Here is a 23,298-nt window from a genome sequence, read left to right as displayed (position 1 = left end):
CCGCAGTCAAGAAAGTCCTGCGCATCAACAAAGTGCTGTGTCCCTCATTGAGTCAGTGTCCCTCATTGAGTCAATGCCATCTACTTTCGTAGTGGGACTCGCCAGAGTTCCTGGTGTTTCAACAGCAAAGATGGGAATTCTGGCGAATCCCACTACTTGAGCATCTCCAGTGGTTGCCAAAGTAGATGGCATTGGGCTTACGCTCGTGGCTACAGTCTGCCGTCCCGTTGGGACAGACCCCGGTCGCACCGCCTACTTGGCGCCGAGGGAAAGGTAGGCGTAGAGGTCACGGATTTGCGTGTCGCTCATCTCTTTGAGTAAATCTGAGGGCATCAGCGATGTCGGTAATGCCTTGAGCGTTTCGATCTCTTCGCGGGCAATCGTGGTAGTCTGGTTGTCGGCGTTTCGCAGCGTGACGGACGTCGGCGTCTGTTCGGCAATGATTCCGTTGATCACGCGGCCGTCTTCGGTCAGCACCAAGTACGACTGATAGCCTTCGCGGATCTCCAGATTCGGCAGCACGATCGAATCGACCCAGAATCCGATCTTGCCCCGTTCGTAGCCGTCCAGCGGCGGCCCCGTCTTGCCGCCTTCACCAAACAATTGGTGACAACCACCGCACGTCTTAGCAAAGATCGCCTTGCCTGATTCGGAATCGCCTGGTGCAGCAGCAAGCAGTTGTCGCAATCGCTTGGTTTCAGCGATTTGTTCAGCTGTCGCGGTGGCCGAGATCGGTCCGAATACCGCTTCGACTTGCTTGGCGATTTCAGGGTCTTCGTAACTGCGAAGCTGTTGTACGACGTCATAGGGAATTTGATCGCGCTGGATTCGCCACTGCGTCAACTCGTTCAACAATTGCAGTGCCCACGCCGGACGTGACGCGAGTGTCCGGCAGGCGGCGGCCCGCAATCCATGTTCTTCGGAAATGCGATTGCCGAACGATGCCAGCAAAGTGGTTGCAATCGACGTGGTGTCATATTGACGAAGCGACGCAATGGCAACGCGTTGTAAAGCGGGTTCGGAGGTACGGCTTCCCGTGGCCAACGCCAGCAAACTCTTCGCGGCCTCTGCGTGATTGACTTCACCAAACACGTTCGCCACCTCGATCGCCAAGGGCAAATCGGTTTGCGGGCTCGAAAGCAGCTTGATCGCTTCCCCGATCGCCGCCGCATCTCCACGACGCAGCGAAAGGATCAAGTCCGACTGGCCAATCGACGCTTTGTAATCGGCCAACGCCTTGTCGAGTGATTCGGGTAACTGGGGGATCGCACGTCCTTGGAAGGCAAGATCAATCCCTTGGATCAATTGCCCACGCGACGCGTCGTCAGGAGCCATCGCAATCAATTTTGCGCAATGCTGGAAATTTTCGACACCTCCGGCCGATGCATAACGCTGAACCAACCGCGTGAGAATCGTTTGTTTGACCATCGTGGTGTTCCACAACGATTCGTCAGCGAACATCGATTCGATCGCAGGCCACGACTCGGCATGTGCTTCGATGGCCCACCAATTCATCAGCGGCAGATGGGGATCGTCGGCGTCGTCATCGTGTCGCAACAGCGCCGCGACGATCGACAGCCCGACATCGGCAGAGAGCCGTTTGGCGGTTGCTGCCAATTGGCTACGAACTTGTCCATCAGGCTCGGTCGCCGCCATCGCCGCTAGCCCGTTGTGATCTTCGTGCCGGTCGCCCAGCAGACGCACGACCCAGCGACGAATATCCGCATCGGAGTGTGAAAGCCAGCGTGTGGCTAAAACACTATCAAATTTGTCGATCAAGTTTAGTGCCCACAACGCCTCGAGCGACGCAGAATCGTCAACGAGTTTGATCAGTGAATCGGCGGCCGACGCATCGCCGCGCCATCCCAATTCCAATACCGCTCGCTGCCGCACCCATTTGTTTTCGTGCGAGAAGCAATCGATCAACGTTTGGCTGTCAGCAAGGCTTAGGTCGCCGCTCTGATATATCACCGTTTTTCCCTCAGGAACGATGCGGTAAACACGTCCGCTCTCTTTGTGCCAATCATCGACGGGGCTAACATGGCTGAGTCGGCTGTCATACCAATCGGCCATGTAAACGGCGCCATCAGGACCAACGCCCGCGTAAACTGGCCGAAACCAGCGATCCGATGTCTCGACGAGGTTGGGGTGGTCCACGGTTCGGTAGGTCGATCCATCGGGAATCCGCTCGCTTCGCCAAACAAGATTGTGTAGCGAGTTGGGCGCAATGATATTTTCGTTGAAATTCTTTGGGAACAATCCGCCTTCGTAGACACAGAACGCTTGCGGGAACCGTCTTCCGTCGCCTTCGAACTTCATCGCGCGAAAGTATCCAAAGGCATAGGGATTCGTCAGCGGTCCATGTTTACCCCAGTTCTTTTCGCTGTAGCTGCCTTGCGGGAAATAATAACCCCGTGTGTTACCGCCGTTGGTACCAGTGAAAACACGGCCTTTGGAATCGATATCAAGACTGAAGTTGTTGCCGCCACCTTCGGCATAGATCTCGAACTCTTTGGTATCGGGATGGTACCGCCAAACACATTGGCCTTGAAAGCGAACGCCTTTGGATACCGCCGAGCTGACGTCGCCCACTGTCGTGCTGCCGTTACAACCGTATAGCCAACCATCGGGCCCCCACATCATACTGTTCGCAACGGAGTGAGTGTCTTGCAATCCAAAACCGCTGAGATGGACTTGCGGATCCGCATCGGGCACGTCGTCGCCATCGGCGTCGGGATAAAACAGCAAGTAGGGTGGATTCAAAACCCAGATTCCACCGTGGCCGACTTGGACCGCCGAAGCGATATTCAGTCCGTCGATTACATCTTTGTGCGTGTCGTAGAGGCCGTCGCCATCGGTGTCTTCGAAGACGGTAATTTTGTCGGCGCCTGGGGTGCCGTGCGGAGGCGGTTCGGGGACACGGTCAAACACCGCGCGCAGGTGTTGGTCGTAGCGAACGATTTTCAGTCCGGCGGGAAATTGATACTGGCGATACTGGACCACCCACATCCGGCCGCGAGAATCCCAAGACACAAACAGCGGTTGCGATACGATGGGCTCCGCTGCGACGGGTTCGATCTTGAATCCTTCGAGCACATCGAATTTCGCCACCGCCATGTCGACCGGCGTCGGCAGTGAATCGTCTCGCATCACCCCGCGTCCGGGACGATTCCGGATGATCTCGGCGACTTGCTCGTTACCCGCAACCGCGGTATCCGAATCGGGCACAGGGGCCTCGGTTTCTTGAGCGACGGAAAACGTGGCGAAGCTCACGAACAAAAACGTCAGGGCGAATCGAGTTTGCAGGCCGATTGTTTGCCAAGACCAAACGGTCTGTGGATAGAGTGAATGCATCGGTAATCACACGCAGGCGGGAAGGGATGGAGGCAAGATCGCGTTGGGGGCGGGGCCTCTATCATAACTTCTCGCGAAGAATGATGGGCCACCGACACTGATTTGTCCAAACGTGCGGGCGGTCGTGCGGGAAGTCGGGTTTATTGTCGTCGCTGAATCATGAGGATTGACCGCGGTGATTTCGCTGCGATCGGGTAAGATGTCGTTCAAATCCCGGTATAAGAGATTGGATGCGGAATCCAGTTCTTGTCATGGGCAATTCTGCCCGCTTCCGCAATCAGTACGCGTTCGCTTTCCAACCGTTATTGACATCACCGTCCCAGTACTCGAAGGAAGAATTGAAATGAGCTATCCAAGAACTTTTTCGCATATCGGTATCTCTGTGACCGACTTGGAGCAAGCTGTCGAGTTCTACACGAACACGTTGGGATGGTACGTCATCATGCCACCCACCGAAATCGTGTCGGACGATTCCGCGATTGGCGTCATGTGCGATGACGTGTTCGGAAAAGGATGGGGCCGATTCCGAATCGCTCACTTAGCCACCGGTGACCGAGTTGGCATTGAGTTGTTCGAATTCGAGAACGCGGAAAAGCCGGAGAACAATTTTGAATATTGGAAAACAGGCGTGTTCCACTTTTGCGTTCAGGACCCAGACGTCGAGGGACTGGCAAAGAAGATTGTGGAGAATGGCGGCAAGCAGCGAATGCCTATCCGAGAGTATTATCCAGGCGAGAAACCCTACCGGATGGTTTACTGCGAAGACCCGTTTGGAAACTTGATTGAGATCTATTCGCACAGCTACGAGTTGACGTATTCAGCCGGTGCCTACCAGGATGATGCGGATTGATAACGGGGGCGTCCTTCTTGCCGCTTGCGACCGCTTGATCCAGGGCTCTGACTTGGAACACACTGTCTTTGAGGCTCCTGGCTCTCCTGTGCGTTGGTGTTTCGGCAGGCGGGAGCCTGCGGTGCAGTGCGTTTCCAGGCGGGAGCCTGGGAACGAGGGGGCCATGCTTGTTCCAGGGCTCTGCCTTGGAACACCCTATCTTCGAGGCTCCTGGCTCTCCTGTGCGTTGGTGTTTCGGCAGGCGGGAGCCTGCGGTGCAGTGCGTTTCCAGGCGAAAGCCTGGGAACGAGGGGCCATGTTACTTAGCCAAATCGACGGCGACGATTTCTTGATCATTCCGAGCGAACGCGGTTTGGCCTGCGTACGCGGGATGACTCCACACGACCGGTCGACCAAACGCTTCGCCCGTTGGCTGGAGGACATGAAAACGCCCTAAATCTTCATAGCCTTTGGGAGTCAGCTTGGCCATTTGCAAATCGCCCGTTTCGCTGAAGATCAGGTAGCGATCGGTGTCCGCCAGTCGGGTCAAGAACGCGGTGCCGTGCTTGATAAATCGTTTCTCGTCGGGCTTGGTCGCTTCGAAAGTCTCCCACAGTCGTGAGCCATCTTTGGCATCCACGGCGATCAAGGTCCCCACGACACAATCAGTGCCGTAAACAACGCCTCCGGTGAAAATGGGTGTCGCATTAGCGCTGTGCACCGCCTCTTTCGGTTCGCCTCGCCAAAGTTCTTTGGCCGTGGGGGCATCGCTAGCCAATTGAATCATCAACGACTCGCTGCGAATCCCGCTGGCGTACATCAAATTGCCTTCGACCATCGGCCGAGCGATTGACATTTCGAATGAGGGAGTGATCGGGATGCTCCAGTACTGGCTGCCGGTTGCCGGATTCAGACTGGTCACAGCCGTTGGGTGATAGACAATCAATTGACGTGTACCGCCATGCTGGATAATCGACGGGGTGCAGTAGCCGGCGCTATCGTCGATCGCCTTCCATTTGACATCGCCGGTCAACTTGTCAAACGCAACGATGCTTTGCCCTTTGCCGCCAACCATCGTGTACAGCGTGTTGCCATCGATCAACGGATGCGCGGCGAAGCCCCAAATCGGCACCTCGGCACCAAGGTCCTTCGGCAGATTGCGTTTCCAAACGACTTCGCCGTCGGTGACTCGCAAGGCGCGCAAGTCGCCTTCGCTTCCCAACAGATAGACGAGGTCACCGTCCACGGTGGGTGTGCATCTTGGGCCCGCCGGATACGAGATGCTGTAGGGACAATCATAGGCGTGCTGCCACAACGCTTCGCCGGTTTGGACGTCCAGCGCGGTCAACCGCTCTTGTCCCCTCAAATTAGCTCGCTTGCCAGCATCGTTGAACGCTTCACCTGCGGTTTTCTCGTAGTCAAAAACGAAAACGCGTCCGTCAGCGACTGCGGGGCCGGCATACCCGCCGGCGATTGGTGTACGCCACTTCACTTTCAGCCCGCTAGCGGGCACTTCATCAATGATTCCCGTCTCGCGGTAGACGCCATCCCGTGTCGGTCCCATCCAGCTTGGCCAATCGTCGGCCACCGCGATCCCGGTAAAACAAACTGCGGCGATTGCTGAGTAAACTCGGAATCGATCAAAGTGTCGCAGAAACATTGTGGATGCGTCCCTAGAAATAGAGAGTGAAGAAAAAGAGGCGATGCATTATAGGTCTAAGCAAGGCTTTAGATGGCTATCGAAGTAAATGGTCCGCCGCCAAAAATGTGATCTGCTAAAAAAGCATGAGGACGTGCGCGGGCCTCACTCGCGTCCGGCAGCGATCGGATTCAGAGTGCCTCCTTGATTCAACGTCCCTCCTTGATTCAGCGTCCCTCCGTGATTCAACCTCATGTGTGAGTCGGCGTGATGGTCGCGGAGCGATCAACGACATTGTTTAGAACAGGCGGTTCATGCCGTTCAGCGCGGCGACGCGGTACGCTTCGGCCATGGTCGGGTAGTTGAACGTGGTTTCGACAAAGTACTCCACCGTGTTGTGCCCGTGCGGTTGGTTCATGATCGCTTGACCAATGTGCACGATTTCCGAGGCGTTGGCGCCAAAGCAATGCACGCCCAGGATCTCCAGCGTATCGCGATGGAACAATAGCTTCAGCATGCCGGTCGTTTCACCGGTGATTTGAGCGCGAGCGAGCGAGCGGAACAGGCTGTGGCCGACTTCGTAAGGAACACAGGCGGCCGTCAACTCACGCTCGGTCTTGCCCACCGAGCTGATCTCGGGGCTGGTGTAGATTCCGGTCGGAATGTCGTTGACTCGCAGATTTCCGTCTTTGCGGCCAAGCATATGCATGCCTGCCGCCCGGCCTTGTGTGTACGCGGCGCTGGCGAGCGACGGGTAACCGATCACATCGCCAACGGCATAGATGTGGGGAACCACGGTTTGGAACTGCTCGTCAACAATCAATTGGCCGCGATTATTGGCCTCGATCGGAATGTTCTCCAGGCCCAGGTCATCGGTGTTTCCGGAGCGTCCGTTTGCCCACAGGAAGGCGTCGGTTTTAATCTGCTTGCCGCTTTGCAAATGCAAGATCACTCCATCGTCGGTCGGTTCGACTCGCTCCATCGTTTCATTGTGGCGAATGATCACGCCTTGATCACGCAGATGATACGACAGGGCGTCGATAATCTCGTCGTCGAGAAACTCGAGCAGTTTTTCGCGAGTGTTGATCAAATTGACTTTGATCCCCAGATTGCGAAACATCGAAGCGTACTCGGTCCCAATCACGCCCGCACCGTAGACGCAGAACGTGGTGGGTTTGTGAGTCATATCCAGGATCGTGTCGCTGTCGTAGATCCGGGGATGCGAGAAATCGACCTCAGCCGGACGAAAGGGACGCGAACCGGTAGCGATCACAAAATGTTTGGCGCGAATCGGTTTGTCGCCATCAATCGAAATCGTTTGAGAGTCAAGAAAACGAGCGGTGCCTTGAAAGACAGGGACTCCGTTTCGCTCGTAGAACGATTGCCGCATCGTGACTTGCTTGCCGATAATCGCCTGGGTACCGCGTTTGAGTTGTTGCAGCGAGGGGCTAAAATGGATTCCCAACTCTTGAAATGTTGGGTTGCGGAGCGTTTTCATGGTCGAAGTGATCGCGTAACGCAGCGCCTTGCTAGGGATCGTGCCCCAGTGAGTACAGCCGCCTCCGATTTGGGTGTATCGTTCTGCGACTCCGACACGCATGCCCCCTTTGACGGCCTGCATGGCTGCCCCCTCGCCACCGGGGCCTGAGCCGATTACGAATAGGTCGTAGTCAAATTTTGCGTCTTGAGTCGTGGCGTTCATCTAGTGATCGTACTTTCGAGAGAGCGTTCGAATTCGCGTAAGCAAACAAAGTTTGGACGTTGAAGAAGAGAGTTGTCAATGCAGCGGCCTACGACGGTCACCGCTGCTGCGATACGCTAACGGTTCCCTAACCTTCGCTTCATTTACGAGTGTGTCACGATGCTAATCGCCTGCGTTCAATCGGATGTCACTTTCGCCAACATCGCTGAAAACCGCAAGCGGATTGTCGAACACGTGCACGAGGCGGGCAAACGGCAAGCCAAATTGGTCGTCATGCCCGAGTGTATGTTGTGCGGCTATGCGTATGAGAGCCGCGAAGCAGCGTGGCAGCATGCCGTGGCGATTGACGATGCTGTGTTTATCGACCTAGCCAACTTGGCGGCGACGTATGATTTGCATCTGTCAGTTGGATTTTTGGAAAAAAGTGGCGATCAATTGTTTAACGCTGCCGCCTTGGTCGGCCCTAGCGGCGTGGTGGGATGCTATCGCAAAGTCCATTTACCCGCCTTGGGAGTCGATCGCTTTGTCGATCGCGGCGACATTCCCTACCAACCGCTGCAGGCCAGGGATGCACGCGTGGGGCTCGCGATTTGCTATGACAGCTCGTTTCCCGAACCGATGCGTGTGCTGGCATTGGGCGGAGCCGACATCATTGCGTTGGGGACGAATTGGCCCGTGACGGCGTATCGGACCGCCGAAATTGTTCCTCCGGCACGTAGCATGGAGAATCATTTGTTCTTTGTTGCTGCTAATCGGGTGGGCAGCGAAGGTGGCTTCAAATTTTGTGGGTTGAGTTCGATTTGCGGCCCCGACGGAGTCATTCTGGCTCAGAGCAAAGCGGATCAGCCTGAGATTCTGTACGCGGACGTGAATTTGGCCGAGGCTCGGAACAAGCGAATCGAGCGAACCCCAGGAGCCCACGTGATTGACCGTTTCGAGGATCGACGTCCCGATTTTTACGAGGCGGTTGCCGCGGCCAAGCCTGCTTCTGTAACCGGCAAATCCGCTAATGGCGGCGCAACCACACCCCCTGTCTAGTCAGGTTAGAAGGGTTGTATCAAAGTTCTAGCCAGTGGGGGGGCGGGGCAAGCTGTTTTTGGGGCTAGGAATCGAGAACTGCCAATCGATTCGCCGAACTGGGAAGGTAGCCAACCGAGATGTTGGTCGCGTTCGGACGAACGCGGACGCATCTCGACGCGTTTGGGGCGTGCACAGGGCGTAAGCCCGTGTCGCGGTTTCCTACGCGAGCCTCACCTCCCCACCCTGCAGCCGATGGATTGGCAGATGACTAAAAAATCGCTCAACCGCACCACCACTGATCCCCGAAACGCATCTGCCGTACGATCAACCCGTTGGCGCCGTGCCCTGCTAGGGGTGCTGATTGCAACGACCGGCGGCGGCAACTTAACTCCGGTTCTAGCGGGCAATCCCACTTCGCCGTTCTTTACCGCCAGCCGGATACATGGGACGGTTCAAACGACCACGTTTGCGGACGAAGCGGGCAATCCAGGCCCCTATTCGAACCAACCCGAATCGGTCCAGGCGTTTGCGGCATCCGCAGCGATGGGGGGGAATTCGATCGTCGATGAGCGGCCGGTCGTCTATCTGTCGCTGGCCGAGGCGCGAGCCCGAGTCATCGATTCGAATCCCGAGTTGGACAGCTTGTCCAATGCGCTGGCGGCGATCGCCGAGGAAGTAACGATCGCGGACGCTGATTTTGACGGTGTTGTCGGGGTGGATATCGAAGGCGGCAAACTCGATCGCCAGCTCAGTAACTCCGTTGCCACCTTTGGTCTTCCCACTCGCGATTTGCAGACGGACTACCTTCGCTCGTTGAGCGGGAACATGTTGTCCTATAGCAAGCGGACACGTACCGGTGGTGAGTTCTTGTTGGGTTACGACACCGGTTACAACTTTTTGTCACCTGTGGGGTCGGATGTCTTGGTCAACCCGGCCTGGGACGCGGATTTGAACTTCCGCTTCAGCCAACAACTGGCTCAAGGGCGTCGACGTGTCATTAACGAATCACCGATCCAATTGGCTCGCTACGCCTACATGTCGCTCAGTGCGGAACTGCGTGCCGAGATCAACACGGCGTTCCGTGATGTCGAGCTCGCTTACTGGGAATACGCGGGACGATACGCCGAGTATCAAGTCGCCGAAGAATCGACCGCGCGATTCAAGGAACTGGTTGATAGCGAACGAGGACGGTTGGAACAACGCGAGTCCACGATCGTGGATGTGGCGCAGGCGGACGAACTGTACCAAACCGCTCGCTTCAACGCGTTAGAGCTACGGCGTACCGCTGAAGTCGCTGCCGTGGAACTGTTGCGTTTGATGGGGGATTACCGTGGCCGCACGATTCGCTTGGTGCCCACCGATCAACCACAGGTGGATCTTTCACTGCACTTTGACGAAGGCATGGTTCAGTCGGGATTCCGACCCGAAGTCGAGGCTCAGCGAACGTTGGTGCGAGCGGCAAGGCTACAGATTTTGCAAGCACGTGATCTGTTGCGACCCGACATCCGAGCCAATTTTGGTTACACCCAAAACGGATTGGAAAACCAGTTGGATGATGCCCTCGAAACGGCGTTTGACGGGAATTATCAAGATTGGTTTGTGGGATTCGAGTTCCGGCAATCGGTCGGCCAACGGGCTGCCTACGCAAGAGCACGTCAAGCTTGTCGCCAACTCGCGGCACAACAGTCACAACTTGATGCGATTCGCCGCGATATCTATGCCGAGGTCAATGCGGCCGCCGTCGAAATCGAATTGCTGCATGAATCGCTCGAAATTGCAGAGGCTCGCGTCGCATCGGCCACGGCCCAGAGCGATGGACGCCGGCAATTGTACGATACGAACAAAGCGACCATCGACTTGTTGCTTCGCAATGACCAAACGTTGGTGGATGCACAACGCGCTTCGATTCAAGCGATCTACGCGTACCAACAAGCCCAAACCGAGTGGCGTTTCGCAACCGGCACGATCGACCGATCGGCGCTGGGGCTAGAGACCACACTCGATGCATCGCTGCAATCATTTGAAATGATCCCTTCGTCGGTCGGCGAATCAGGTAACGCAGGATCGGAGTTGCCCACGCCATCGGTGCCAGCCGAGGCAAACGCAGCCGAGGCAAACGCAGCTGAACCACAGGCAGCTGAGGCAGAGGCAGCTGAGCCGACCTCTGACCGTGATGCTGACGCAGCACCGATTCAAGAAGCACCACCGGCGCCACCCGCAGCGAAACCGAAAGCGGATGATCAAGCAGCGATTTCATCCGAGCCGTTCGCTCCGGTGGTTTCTCATCCGTACCGCCCCAGTTGGATCTCTGGTTCTGCGGGTGCAGGACCGATTGAAAGCTATCCGCAAGTGGTGGTTGGCAAGCCGCCGGTGAAAGCGATCTCCGATGAGTCGCCATCAACTCCAATGCAGCAAGCCACTTCGTCACCGCGGTTGATGTCACCGGATCAGGTCGAGGGTTGGAGCGAGATGTTTTCCGCCGAGCCGATCGGATCGGCCGCAGCAAGACCGGAAACCGTTGATCCTGCAGGCTTCCCCGAGGTCGTGGTCGCGAAACGTGATGGTTCGCAATCCAAGGCTCAAAGCGAAGCCGATGCACTGCAGGCTGAGATCGAGGCACGGGCAGCCGAGCTGCTTCCCGAAGTCCATGTCTCGCCACTAAAGTTTCAGCGTTAAGCAGACATGATTGAGTGAAATCTTATTTGCCCAAACGGCTAACATGCCGAAAGACTTCTGCCCTACCTGTTTAGGTCGGCAACGTCGGTAGCGGGGCAGCCGGAGGGGCCGTCGGCATCCACAGGTCCTCGACTTGTTGCCCACCGGCGTCAAAGCGGATCAGCAAATAGACGCCGCCAATCAATCCCCATGCGAACGTGAACGCGGTCGCGATGGGGATAAGTGAGATGATTTGCAACACAAAGCTGCGAGTCATAACCGGGGCTGCGGCCCCGTCTAACACGGCAAGTGTGATTTCCGTCGCAGCGCCGGTGACCCCGCTGATCAACAGCATCACGATCCAAAGCAGTGCCAATGACACCAGGCCATAGAGGATCAAGTGAACGGGGCGACGGAACAAGTACTCGTACCCGCGACTGAGCGCGTCCAACGCGTCGGGATCACGCTCGTTTGCGATCGCCGCCCAAGCAAACGCGATGGCAACGACTCCACCAAACGCCAAGATTCCGCAGGGAATCGCCAACACCGTGATCAGCACGGCGATAGGAAACTGAACGAATCCCCACTCCGGCAGCCACGCGGCAATCCAACCGAGCGACCAAATCATCACCGCCAATGCGGCAACGCATAGCATCGGTACGATTCCCGCAATCCAGGCGGCAACACATCGAGATAGGGTTGATTTGACCACTGTGTTCAGACGGATCATCGGACGCCCGGCAGTCAACACACCTCCTTGGCGAACAAACACCAACGAGGCAAACGACCACGCGAACAGCGTCCAAAGCAGCCCACAAACGCTGCGAAGCCCGCTATCGCCACGATGTAGCCCGGTCGCCCAAAACGCTTCGCTGAACCAGGCCGAGGGCCAAGGCATTTGCGGTTGCGGTGCGGCGGCGTTGGCTATCGCGGACACGTCCTCGCCAAGAATCCCTTGGTACACAGGGGACCAGACCGCAAGCGTCAGTAATGCCATCAAGATCATCGAGGGCGAGCCGGCGAGTCGCAGCGTCCGCCACAATCGCAGCCATGGGAAAACGTCGATCCATTCTCTCGCTCGCGCAAGCACACCGGTTTCCAGTTCATGACCGGTATGCATTTCGTGCTGTTTCGATTCCGTGTCTTGCAAAGGACTCATCGCATTGGTGATTCAGCGTTATGGAAAAGCACAGACTAGCGAAACGTGGTCCGTTTCCATAGTGTCGGATCAGGAATGGGCGGTAGCGACGTTTCTGTATCGGCAGCGACCACGGCGGCGCTGAGAAACCATGACTGACCGGTTTGCAATGGCAGGTCGGTCAAATCGCGTCGCAATACGGCCAGTTCAAAGTGGAGGCTTTCCCCTGCTTCCTGGACCGCCACGTACCACGTCGGTTGCCATCCGGCTTGGCCATCGATACTGTCGCGGGTTTTTCCCGATGGGGTGACTTGTAGTTGATAGGCCGTCATCAGGTCTTGGTCGGTATCGATCGAGATTCGCAACCGATCAGATTGGCTCAAGTCATGATCGCGGTTCTTGTTTGCAGGCTTCGTCGTTGGGTCGTGCCGGAACTCGGATCGCGTACAGCGAACGAAAAAGTAAACGTATTCGTCATCGTAAGCGATCTGAACGCTGGGAGTGTCGGCATGATTCGCAGAGTTCGCATGAACCGCAGCGGGCAACGTCCAGCAGGTGTCGTCGTCGATCCCATCTAATTTTGGCCGTCCCTCGGCCGGGATTGCAATCACATCAGCATCGCCCGACGCGATGCTGCTGTGGGCATCACGATTCCCGCCCGCAGCGATCAACCGCGTCCAAGGGTTGGGCGATTGGCTGGCAAGCAGACGGCGGTAATTTCCCGATGCTTGGCCCATCAATTCAAGCTGATCACTGTCACCGCGTTGGCGTGCGGCTTCATTTGCGATCAAGACGAGCGGATGAAATTCCCATGCCAAATCGACCTCAGTCTGATTCTGCTGTACACGTCGGCTGCCGACTTGGATCGAGGTCGCCTCGGGGACGCGAAGTGGTGAAACGGCCGATGCCTGCATCACTCCGCTTTGAGGAGCTTCGACTTGAAATGGCGAAACCGCAGCCTGTTGAGCCGCCGGCGGTGCGGTGTTGGATGCCAACGCCAAGCTACGTGAAACCGATGCATGCAGCGTTTGCCATTCCGCACTGTTTTGGATGGCCGCCAACCGTAGCGCTGACCATTTTCCGAACGAGTGATCGGCGAATCGCTCGGCTGATTCCGCCAACACAATTTCCATGTACGGAATCGCGTTGGGGAATTCGTCCGCATCGTACGAGGCAAGTTGGCGGTGGATGTTCCATGTCAAGCGAAGCTGGTCACGGACGGCGGTTTGATTGAGCAGAGTTTTGAGACCACGCTTAAAAAAGTCGACAGTCGAACTCGATTGAATGATTTGCTCCGCCCGCTTCGATTCGCTCAAACGCGCTTGAACGACTTGCAATTGACGTCGGTTGGCTTTTGTCAGTTTGGCTGCCAAGCGTTGATGTTTTGAAAGCGATAGTCCGTTGGTGACCGATTCGCCTCGCGGCGGATTTCCCGATGCATCGTACATCACGCGGAGCGATACTGTGTCCTTGGCAGCACTTTCAGGTGACGCAATTTGCAGAGAGTCGTCCCAGACGTCACCCGCCAACACGCCGGCAAACGGCAGCATCGCGTTACGGTGCAGCGAGCTGTCGCCAACCGCGTCAAAGCCGTACCGAACGACGCGAGACACGCCCATCGAGATGGCGGTTTGCGAAAATGCCGACGCGGTTCGTGGATCGAGTGCTTCATCAATTACGACGACGGCGGGACGGTGAATCGCGATCCAGTTTTTCGCTTCCGCTTCGATCGCTTCGGCGGGGTCGATCGTATCGACCGACGCGGCGCCCAAGGCGGCCGCAGCTTGGCGAGTGCAATCGAGACGCTGTTGGGCCACCGCATCACTGCGGCCGACCGTTTCAGGTTGCTGCAACACAATGGCAACGCGTTGATGCGATTCAAGTGTTTCCGAACCGACCAAGGGCCACGCCAAGGACGAGGGATTTTTGGCGACCACCAGGATCGATGCATGACGCTGCTCGCCGCGGATCGTTTGCCATTGCCCACTCTCGCGGTCCCCGTGCAGGATCACGCCATGATCGCCAACCGCATATAATTCGTTTGCGTTTTTTTCCACGACATCGCGAATGACCATTGTGGCCTGTGTTGCTTCGACCCACGCCAAGCGGACTGCCGATTTGGATTCGGCTTGGATCGCGGGGATCCCCTCCAATTCACCGGTGCTGCTCCAGCTGCGGCCTGCATCGTGGCTTTCGAATTCGCGTGATTCCGCGATCGCCGACCAATCGCCGGTGGCAATAATCGCGTTGTCTTGGGCGCGTCGTGCGAGTCGACTGAGTCGTGGTAATTCGTTGTCCGCCCCGCGTCGCCAACTGACCCCGGCGTCATCGGACCACAGGGTAACGCCGCGGCTGAGCGAGGTGATCCGGTCGTATTGGCCGCCGACGGCGACGACGTTTTGGTGGTTGATCCAAATCACGTCGGCCAGCGAGCAGTCAACTGGACTCGGTTGGATTCGCCACGATTGGCCTCCGTCCTCGGTTCGCAAAATGACGCCATGGTCGCCCACCGCAATCCCGGTTTGCCCCTCTTTTGAAAACGCGATTGAACGCAGCGCCGCGTCTTCGCGAAGCAATTCGGTTTGGGTATACGCTGCTGTCGGTTCGAGCGGGGCTTGGGCCCACACCAATCCGCCAACCGCTGTGACGATGTACACCATCAACGCGGCGATTTCGAGGCCGCGATACCGTCGCGATAGCATTGGCGTGCAAAGGGCTGAATGCTGAAAATTCAGCGACGAGGTCCACTCTTTCATGCCAACCATCCTTTTACGAGGTTTGCCATCAAAAAGAGGGCTGCCCATCCGAGAAACAAATTTGCGGCAACATAAAAAACCGCGGCTGGCCATCGTTGTTCTCCCGCCAAAAGCATCGATTCGGCTGTAAAGGTCGAAAACGTGGTAAGCGCCCCCAAAAATCCGACTCGCAATCCCAATAGCAATCTTGGGGGGAAATGGTCATTAAGGAGGCTGTATTCCGCTAGAGCCCCCATTGCGGCGCATCCGGCAACATTAGCAGCGGTGGTGCCAATCATCGAGCTGCCTCCTGGAATCGACGTCATTGCAAGCGTAATCCCGTAACGGGCGATAGATCCTAACGCTCCGCCGACCGCTACGACTGCTAGATTGAGCCAACTACTCATCAACACGGACCGATTTAACCATTGCCTAAGTTGGGGCACGAACTTAATTTAGATGCGTAGGTTCGGAGTTTCGGCCGTCTGCGTAAACGTCAGTTTTTTTAGGCCCCTCGTTAAGACTGCCAGGTCTTCGCTGACAAGGGGGTGCTGTTTGGACGCGACGCCCTAATTCGCCGCCGTGAATCCGCTTCGGGAGTGAACCCGCAAGGGCGGATTGAGCACTTAATCTACGAACCATTGTTCCCCAACAACTGACTGAACGTTTCCTTTCCTTTCTTGTGTTGACGTAACCGATGAGTACTGCAAAAGCCGCCGCCACCAAATCCCAAGTCATGACCGGAGCCGATATCCTGGTCAAATCGCTCGTGGATCATGGCGTCGAAGTACTGTTCGCCTATCCGGGCGGCTGCAGCATGCCGCTGCATCAAGCGTTGACGCGTTTTGGCGATTCGATCCGCACCATTCTGCCACGTCACGAGCAGGGCGGAGCCTTCGCCGCTCAAGGTTATGCTCGCAGTACGGGCAAGGTCGGGGTGGTGATGGCGACCAGCGGTCCAGGTGCGACCAATCTTGTGACTGCCATTGCCGACGCCAAGCTCGATAGTATTCCGCTGCTCTGCATCACGGGGCAAGTCCCGACCGGAGCGATTGGATCCGATGCGTTCCAAGAGACACCGATGGTCGAAATTTGTCGCGGGATTACCAAACATCATTATTTGGTAACCGATTTGGCCGATTTGCCGCGGATCGTGAAGGAGGCGTTTTACATCGCCACCAGCGGTCGGCCAGGCCCCGTTTTGATCGACATGCCCAAGGACATCCAGCTCGGTACTCGCGAGATCGATATGGATCCCGAGATGGATTTGCCCGGATATGACCCGACCCCGACCCCGGTTCCGACCGAAACGATCCGCCAAATCGCTGCGGCGATCAAATTGGCGCGTCGTCCGATGATTTACGCCGGCGGCGGTGTGGTGATCGGCAGCGCCAGCGAAGAGCTTCGCGAATTTGTCAAAAAGACCGGGATCCCTGTGACCACGACCGTCATGGGAATTGGTACGGTCCCACCCGAACAAGAGCACTCGATGTCGTGGCTGGGGATGCACGGAGCCGCCTACGCCAACTACGCCGTTCGCGATTGTGATTTGCTGATCGCACTTGGGGTTCGCTTTGATGACCGTGTAACCGGTAAAGTCGAAGCGTTTGCCAAAGACGCCAAGATCATCCACGTCGATGTCGACGGATCGGAATTGAACAAAAACAAACAGGCCCACATTCCGGTGCGTGGCGATGTGAAACAAGTGCTGACCGAATTGAACAAGGTGGTACAAAAGCCCGAGATCGCAGCGTGGCAGAAGCATTGCGATGAATTGAAGGCGAAGTATCCGTTTAAGTACGACGAGAATTTTGACGGCATTCTGCAGCAACACGCCATCAAGACGCTGAGCGACATCACCGCGGAAATGGATACCTACATCACCGTTGGTGTCGGCCAGCACCAGATGTGGGCGGCCCAGTTCTATCAATTCCGCCGTCCTCGGACTTGGCACAGCAGCAGCGGACTCGGCACGATGGGTTTTGGATTGCCCGCGGCAATGGGCGTCCAAGCGGCTCACCCGAACTCGTTGGTTGTCGACATCGATGGTGACGGCAGTTTCCAGATGAACATCCAAGAATTGGCGACCTGTTTCTGTGAAGAGTTGCCAGTCAAGGTGTTGTTGTTGAACAACCAGCACCTCGGGATGGTGGTTCAGTGGGAAGATCGCTTCATGGATCGCAACCGAGCCCACACCTACCTGGGCCCGATTCACCACAACGAAGCCGCCGGCAACAGCAGTGCGGATCGATTCAGTTACGCCGAAGAACGCTACCCCGACTTTGTGAAAATCGCTCAAGGCTACGGTTGTGGCGCCGCGACGATTCGTAAGAAAGCAGATCTCGAAGGGGCACTTCGCGAGATGATCGAGCACAAAGGTCCTTACTTGCTGGACGTGCAAGTGCCGTATCAAGAGCACGTATTGCCGATGATCCCCGGCGGGCAAACCGTCGACGACATGATCCTCGAGTAGGTTGCCAAACAAAGACGAGAAAGCCACGAATCGCCGATGCTAAAGCGTCGGCGATTTTTTTTTGCTTTGTAGGCTAGATCAAGGACGCGGGATCATGCTGTTGGCTTGATCCGGCTTACAAAAACGCTCCGCCTGAACACTCACGCGAACACCGCGATGCCTTTGCGTTGAATGTAGGCATGCCACAGCATGTACGCGGCAATGGTGCGGTTGGGGGACCACCGTTGGACTCTCGCTTCAAGTTCCGCCACTTCCAACGGCGTTGGCGGTGTGCGTTTGGTTTCGGATGTCGGCTGCAACGCGAATTCGTGCAGCATGCTGTTGATTAACGCGACGTCGCCGAGCGGGAACAAGTCGGTGCGATTGAGCGCCAACATCAAATACACCGACGCACTCCAGTGGCCGATGCCGATGACCGCTGTCAACGATTCGCGAACTTCGTCATCAGCCATCCTCGGCAACTCTTCCAATACCAGCGTTTTTCCCTGGACCGCAGCGGCTAGTTCACGCAGATAGCGTGCTTTTTGGCGACTGACACCGCATCCCCGCAGCACTTCATCGCGGGCGAATTGGATTGATTTTGCGGTGATGCTGCCTAGCTGCTGCGTCAAACGCGTGAACGTCGTCTGTGCCGACGCCAAACTGACTTGTTGTTCCAGGATGATGCGGGCGAGCGTTTCGAAAGAGGGATCCCGTCGCCACATCGGCGGATAGCCGTCGCGATCAATGATCTGGCCAAACACCGGTTCGATCGCCGCGAGATCGCGACAATAGCGTTTCAGCGTTCGCGATGTGAAGGTGCGAGGTTTGGTGCGATTCATTTACGGCGAGCTCAAATGGCTTGGTGTTCGTTGTTGGAAGAGGCCGTCGATATTGTTGGATCGTTGCAAGGGCTCCGCATCCTCCTAACCAGACGTCCGTACGATTTGGCCTCGGACGTTTTGATGTAACCGACAACTGCGTGTCCTTTCGCACACTGTGCGGACGCTTTCGAGCGAAGAAAGCACCGACTGCAAAAATCGATTGAAATCCATGTTTTGTGATTCCGGCGATTCTTTCATCTGCAAATTCGTGGTGCTTGGTCCTCCGGTTCGACCAGCAAGCACATCGGATGATGCGTGTGCTGAGGGCTTTGGCGCGTTATGTGCTGATCAATTTGAACGAAGTAGCACGAGTGATTCTGCGACCGCCGCATGCACATCCCCAGCGGTGGGTGTTCCACAAAACAGCGAGATTCTCAATGAGTCCTTTTGATCAACAACTGCATGTCATCCGCACACGTCCCGGTTTTATTGCCGCGCTTGACCAGAGCGGGGGCAGCACCCCCAAAGCACTCGGGCAATACGGGGTCGATGAATCCGCTTGGAGCAATGATGAAGAGATGTTTGCGGTCGTCCATCAGATGCGTACGCGGATCTTGACAAGCAAGAGTCTGACGAAGGATCGAATCATCGGTGCCATCCTGTTCGAAGACACATTGCGCCGAGAAGTCGAGGGCCGTCCCACGGGAGACTACCTGTGGAACGTCAAACAGATCGTGCCGTTCTTGAAGGTCGACGAAGGACTTGCCGAGCAAAGCGATGGTGTCCAGTTAATGAAGCCGATGAAAAAACTTGACGTCAAGCTCGAACTTGCCAAACAGCAACCTGTGTTTGGTACCAAAATGCGATCGGTGATTCATGAGGCCAACGAATCTGGAATTGACGCGATCGTCGAGCAGCAATTTGATTACGGCAAACAGATTGCCGCGGCTGGTTTGGTGCCGATCATTGAACCGGAAGTCGATATCCATTGTCCCGAGAAAGCAAAAGCGGAAGAAATTTTGACGGCGGCAATCGTCAAACAACTCGACCGGCTCGATGGCAAGACGCTGGTGATGTTGAAGCTAACCCTGCCTGAGAAAGACAATCTGTATATGGATTGCGTCGAGCATCCTGCGGTTGTCAAGGTCGTCGCGTTATCGGGAGGGTACAGCCGCGAGGAAGCCGACCAACGACTCCGCAAGCATGCTCATGTTGTTGCAAGTTTCTCGCGAGCACTGCTGCAAGATTTGCGAGCGGACCAGACGCAGCACGAGTTCGATGAAGCATTGGACCGAGCGGTGCAAAGCATCTTCGATGCATCGATGACACCGCACGCGTTGTAGCAGGCTGCGTTGGGGCAACGCGAAAGCCGGTTGTACGTAACATGCGCGGTCGACCCTCGCCCGGATGCGGCTCTTAAGGGGCCTGTCCGACCTCTCCCAAAATGAATTTTGGAAGAGGTTACTGCTGTGGATTTTCCGCGGGTGTCTTCGCTAGCAACGTTCGATTGTTACGGCGGTGTGTTTGAACGAGGGGCAATTGCTCGACGCATCGGTGCTGTGCATCGGGATCAGCGGATTGGCTTCGGGGTAATACATCGCCACACAGCCACGCGGAATCGGATACTCGACGACTTGAAAATCTTGTAGCGTACGAGTCTCTCCTGCGTGATGGCTGGTAACAGAAACCGGAGTCCGCGATTGCAACCCTTTCTCTCGCATGTCCTCGGCGTTCATCATCACCACTCGGCGAGCATTCAAGATGCCGCGATAACGATCATGATTGCCATAAATCGTGGTGTTGAATTGATCGTGGCTCCGTACCGTCGTCATTGCAAATTGCCCCGGTTGGATTGTTTCTGGGGGAATTGGGTTGACGGTGAAGGTGGCTTTTCCGGCGGCCGTGTTGAACTGACGCTCTCTCGCGGGATTGGGAAGATAAAACCCGCCGGGTTGGCGGACTTTTTCGTTGTAGTTCTCACAACCCTCGATCACCGCCGCGATGCCATCACGAATCAAGTCGTAATCGTTGGCCCAATCCTGCCATGGGGTGTTCACGCGATCACCCAGCGTGGCGGCAGCGATTTCGCATACAATCGCCACCTCATTGCGTAATTGTGGTGATGCCGGTGTCAATTTGCCTTGCGACGACTGAATCACGCCCATCGAATTTTCGGTGCTGGTGAATTGTTTGCGAGGCGGATTTCCGTTACTTGTTTCACGCACGTCTGCTTCGGTTCGACCCAAACAAGGCAGGATCAGAGATTGCCGACCCGCCACCAAGTCGGCGCGATTCAGTTTGGTTCCGATCCGTACATTCAGCCGCGTTTTCGCTAACCCCTCGGCGGCGTAACGGGTGTCCGGCAGTGCCATCAGAAAGTTGCCTCCGAGCGATACAAAAACATCGATTTCACCCTGATGCAGCGCGATGGCGGTTCGCTGAGAATCAAAACCATGGTGTCGCGGTGGATCAAAACCAAACACCGACTGCAATCGATCTAATAACGCTTCCTTGGGTTGTTCCCAAACGCCCATCGTGCGGTCGCCTTGAACGTTGCTGTGGCCGCGAACACAGCATGTTCCCGCGCCCGGTTTGCCAATCGCTCCACGTAGCAGCAATAAATTCAACATTTCACAGACGTTCTGTGTTCCGTTGGTATGCTGAGTCACACCTAAGCACCAGCAGAGAATGATTTTCTCGGACGAACGAACCCAATCGGCGGCCTGACGCATCGATTCGCGATCGATCCCGCTGCGAGCTACCAAGGTGTCCCAATCGGCGCTGCGTAGGTCTGCGAGTAATTCGTCCAATCCCGTGGCATATTCATTAACGAAACCCCAATCGATTACCGAGCCCGGCGTGGCATCTTCCCACTCGATCAATTGTTTCATGATGCCTTTGAAAAGCGGGATATCACCATTGATCTTCACTTGCAGAAACAAATCGGTCAGTTCGGTGGCAACGCCCAGCATGCCGAGTGCTTCTTGAGGATTCATGAACCCCATCAACCCGGCTTCGGGCAGCGGATTGACGGCAATGATCTTGGCGCCATTGCGTTTGGCTTTTTGAAGTGCAATCAGTTGCCGCGGATGATTGGTTCCGGGGTTCTGCCCAACCACCAAGACCAATTCGGCCTGTTCAAAGTCGTCAAGCTTGACGGTCCCTTTGCCGATCCCGACCATCTTGGTCATCGCTCGCCCGCTCGATTCATGGCACATGTTCGAACAATCGGGCAAGTTGTTGGTGCCGAATTGGCGAGCAAACAATTGGTAAGAAAATGCCGCTTCGTTGGTCGCTTTGCCCGAGGTGTAGAACGCGGCACGATCGGGCGAAGAGAGCGAATTTAATTCGTCGGCGATCATCGCATAAGCATCCGCCCAGGCAATCGGTTCGTAGTGCGACGCGTTCTCACGCAGCACCATCGGTTCGGTCAGACGCCCTTGTTGTTCGAGCCAATAATCGGTGTGTGTCGAAAGCTCGCTGACACTGTGGTTGCGAAAGAATTCGGCGGTCAACTTCCGCGTATCCGCTTCGTGCGCCACTGCCTTGGCGCCGTTTTCACAATAGTCAAACGTGGCCCGTTTCCCATCGTGATCCGGCCAAGCACAACCGGGGCAATCGATCCCTTGTTTCTGGTTCAACTGCAACAGCGGCAACGTTCCTCGCACGACCCCCGCCTCGCCCCAGGCGTAGCGAAAACTATTCAAAACCGCAGAGACCCCTGTCGACTTCTGCTTGACCGGCTTTAGCTTCAGATTGTCGTCTGATTTCACAGGCAGCAGCCACACCTCGCCGTGCTGGGTCGGAATCGCGGTGGCAACGACGTTGTTGGTCTGCTCTGCGAGGGACATAGCGGGATCTCGTCGAGGAGTTGAATGGATGGAGCAAGTCGTTTCTAAAATGCCAACAATTCGGGCAGAAGTTGATCGAGTGATCCTAACTCGCCACAATACGCTTCGCGTCATGATAAACATTGTAACGATCTGGCTTGGTAAATCCGATCAGCGTCATGCCGTGTCGCTGTGCGAGTTCGATCGCCAAACTCGATGGTGCTCCGACCGCTACCATGATCGGGATGCCGACCACCAATGCCTTTTGCACCAATTCAAAGCTGATTCGCCCGCTGACGACCAAAATCGATCGAGCAAACCGATTGGCGTCGTCCATCCATTGTCCGCCAATCAGCTTGTCCAACGCGTTGTGACGTCCAACATCCTCCTCGATTGCTAGCAATCCACCTTCGCAATCGAACAATCCGCTGGCGTGCAGCCCCCCGGTTTGATCGAACAGTCGTTGTGCATGGCGAAGCCGTTCGGGCAACGTGCGGACCGTTGTTGCAGCAATTTTGGGAAGCCCTGGGTCGAGCGGCGATTGAATTTGCACCGCCACCGCTTCGATCGATGCTTTGCCACAAACCCCGCAGCTGCTGGAGGTAAAGAAGTGTCGCTGCAGCCGTTGTAGATCGACCTGCAGCGTGTCTCGCAGCCGCACGCGGACGACCGAACCGCTGCGACAGGGGCGAACGGCGACCACGTCGTCACGCTCGGTTACAATCCCCTCGGTGACGAGAAATCCGACCGCCAGCTTAGTATCGGCGCCGGGCGTACGCATGGTGATCGAGATCGAACGGTCCTTCTTTTTGCCGTCTACCTCGATCACCACTCGAATCTCGAGTGGTTCTTCGATCGCCACCAGATCCGAAACGACCGCTGCTGAGTCGGTTCGCACTTGCTGGACGTCAAAAGGACGTGCACCGTTCTCACCGGCCCGCGTGTCAGCCCGATTGTCAGTCCGCTGGTCAGTCGCTTGCGAGCGGTGGGGCGGGGGCTGGTGAGTCATGAAGTGTCTCGTCGATCACAGGAATCGCGTTTCCGGTTCGCTGCCGTGTCCACTTTCATTCTAGGCTGCCGCGAGCCGCGTCGCCGCATTCCCCGTAGCGAAGGTCGGCAA

Annotated in this window: 14 protein-coding genes; 5 read left to right on the top strand and 9 right to left on the bottom strand. The window is 56.4% G+C overall.

Going from position 1 to position 23,298, the window contains the following annotated elements:
- Nucleotides 1–252 precede the first annotated feature (252 nt).
- Nucleotides 253–3,228, bottom strand: a complete 2,976-nt coding sequence (locus tag RMSM_RS02410; RefSeq protein WP_008691010.1) for a PVC-type heme-binding CxxCH protein — start codon at nucleotides 3,226–3,228, stop codon at nucleotides 253–255.
- A gap of 469 nt (nucleotides 3,229–3,697) precedes the next feature.
- Here RMSM_RS02410 and RMSM_RS02405 point away from each other — a divergent pair, with 469 nt between their 5' ends.
- Complete coding sequence (locus tag RMSM_RS02405) at nucleotides 3,698–4,204, top strand: lactoylglutathione lyase family protein (protein ID WP_040763703.1); 507 nt, start codon at nucleotides 3,698–3,700, stop codon at nucleotides 4,202–4,204.
- Nucleotides 4,205–4,502: 298 nt separating this feature from the next.
- On the opposite strand, the gene RMSM_RS02400 is transcribed toward RMSM_RS02405, so the two are convergent.
- Nucleotides 4,503–5,843, bottom strand: coding sequence for a PQQ-binding-like beta-propeller repeat protein (locus RMSM_RS02400; protein WP_008691008.1), 1,341 nt, complete (start codon nucleotides 5,841–5,843; stop codon nucleotides 4,503–4,505).
- A 277-nt stretch (nucleotides 5,844–6,120) separates the two neighbouring features.
- Nucleotides 6,121–7,524 (bottom strand): Si-specific NAD(P)(+) transhydrogenase, encoded by a 1,404-nt coding sequence (gene sthA / locus RMSM_RS02395; protein ID WP_008691007.1) that lies wholly within the window; start codon nucleotides 7,522–7,524, stop codon nucleotides 6,121–6,123.
- Between the two features lie 159 nt (nucleotides 7,525–7,683).
- On the opposite strand from sthA, the gene RMSM_RS02390 reads away from it, so the two are divergent.
- Together RMSM_RS02390 and RMSM_RS02385 are read left to right on the top strand one after the other, a co-directional pair.
- Nucleotides 7,684–8,562, top strand: a complete 879-nt coding sequence (locus RMSM_RS02390) for a carbon-nitrogen hydrolase family protein (protein ID WP_008691006.1) — start codon at nucleotides 7,684–7,686, stop codon at nucleotides 8,560–8,562.
- 246 nt (nucleotides 8,563–8,808) lie between these two features.
- The gene (locus RMSM_RS02385; protein WP_160168208.1) at nucleotides 8,809–11,220 is read left to right on the top strand and encodes a TolC family protein; all 2,412 of its coding nucleotides are present in this window, start codon (nucleotides 8,809–8,811) and stop codon (nucleotides 11,218–11,220) included.
- A gap of 70 nt (nucleotides 11,221–11,290) precedes the next feature.
- Here RMSM_RS02385 and RMSM_RS02380 read toward each other — a convergent pair whose 3' ends face one another.
- Genes RMSM_RS02380 through RMSM_RS02370 form a run of 3 tightly spaced genes read right to left on the bottom strand, consistent with a single transcriptional unit; the run spans nucleotide 11,291 to nucleotide 15,479 of the window.
- On the bottom strand, nucleotides 11,291–12,358 hold the full coding sequence (locus RMSM_RS02380; protein ID WP_008691003.1) for a hypothetical protein: 1,068 nt from the start codon (nucleotides 12,356–12,358) through the stop codon (nucleotides 11,291–11,293).
- A 35-nt stretch (nucleotides 12,359–12,393) separates the two neighbouring features.
- Nucleotides 12,394–15,093 (bottom strand): hypothetical protein, encoded by a 2,700-nt coding sequence (locus RMSM_RS02375; protein ID WP_144057312.1) that lies wholly within the window; start codon nucleotides 15,091–15,093, stop codon nucleotides 12,394–12,396.
- A complete protein-coding gene (locus RMSM_RS02370) occupies nucleotides 15,090–15,479 on the bottom strand; it encodes a fluoride efflux transporter FluC (RefSeq protein ID WP_063870179.1) in 390 nt (129 codons plus the stop codon). Before RMSM_RS02370 ends, RMSM_RS02375 begins: the two co-directional genes overlap by 4 nt.
- A 290-nt stretch (nucleotides 15,480–15,769) precedes the next feature.
- Between RMSM_RS02370 and ilvB the strand changes: the two genes are divergently transcribed.
- Nucleotides 15,770–17,545 (top strand): biosynthetic-type acetolactate synthase large subunit, encoded by a 1,776-nt coding sequence (ilvB, locus tag RMSM_RS02365; RefSeq protein ID WP_008690994.1) that lies wholly within the window; start codon nucleotides 15,770–15,772, stop codon nucleotides 17,543–17,545.
- A 140-nt stretch (nucleotides 17,546–17,685) separates the two neighbouring features.
- Here the strand turns inward: ilvB and RMSM_RS02360 are convergent, their stop codons facing one another.
- Nucleotides 17,686–18,366, bottom strand: coding sequence for a DNA-3-methyladenine glycosylase family protein (locus tag RMSM_RS02360; protein ID WP_008690993.1), 681 nt, complete (start codon nucleotides 18,364–18,366; stop codon nucleotides 17,686–17,688).
- A gap of 419 nt (nucleotides 18,367–18,785) precedes the next feature.
- Between RMSM_RS02360 and RMSM_RS02350 the strand changes: the two genes are divergently transcribed.
- Nucleotides 18,786–19,691 carry a fructose bisphosphate aldolase gene (locus RMSM_RS02350; protein WP_040763700.1) on the top strand — a complete coding sequence of 302 codons (906 nt, stop codon included), beginning with the start codon at nucleotides 18,786–18,788 and terminating at the stop codon, nucleotides 19,689–19,691.
- Between the two features lie 150 nt (nucleotides 19,692–19,841).
- Here the strand turns inward: RMSM_RS02350 and RMSM_RS02345 are convergent, their stop codons facing one another.
- Together RMSM_RS02345 and fdhD are read right to left on the bottom strand one after the other, a co-directional pair.
- Nucleotides 19,842–22,199: an FdhF/YdeP family oxidoreductase gene (locus RMSM_RS02345; RefSeq protein WP_008690990.1), complete on the bottom strand. Its 2,358-nt coding sequence runs from the start codon at nucleotides 22,197–22,199 to the stop codon at nucleotides 19,842–19,844.
- Between the two features lie 85 nt (nucleotides 22,200–22,284).
- Nucleotides 22,285–23,187, bottom strand: a complete 903-nt coding sequence (fdhD, locus tag RMSM_RS02340; RefSeq protein ID WP_081613978.1) for a formate dehydrogenase accessory sulfurtransferase FdhD — start codon at nucleotides 23,185–23,187, stop codon at nucleotides 22,285–22,287.
- Nucleotides 23,188–23,298 lie beyond the last annotated feature (111 nt).

The sequence above is a fragment of the Rhodopirellula maiorica SM1 genome, from assembly GCF_000346295.1.
GTDB lineage: Bacteria > Planctomycetota > Planctomycetia > Pirellulales > Pirellulaceae > Novipirellula > Novipirellula maiorica.
Note: the sequence above shows the minus strand (reverse complement) of the source record. Positions and strands in the feature narration are given on the sequence as shown.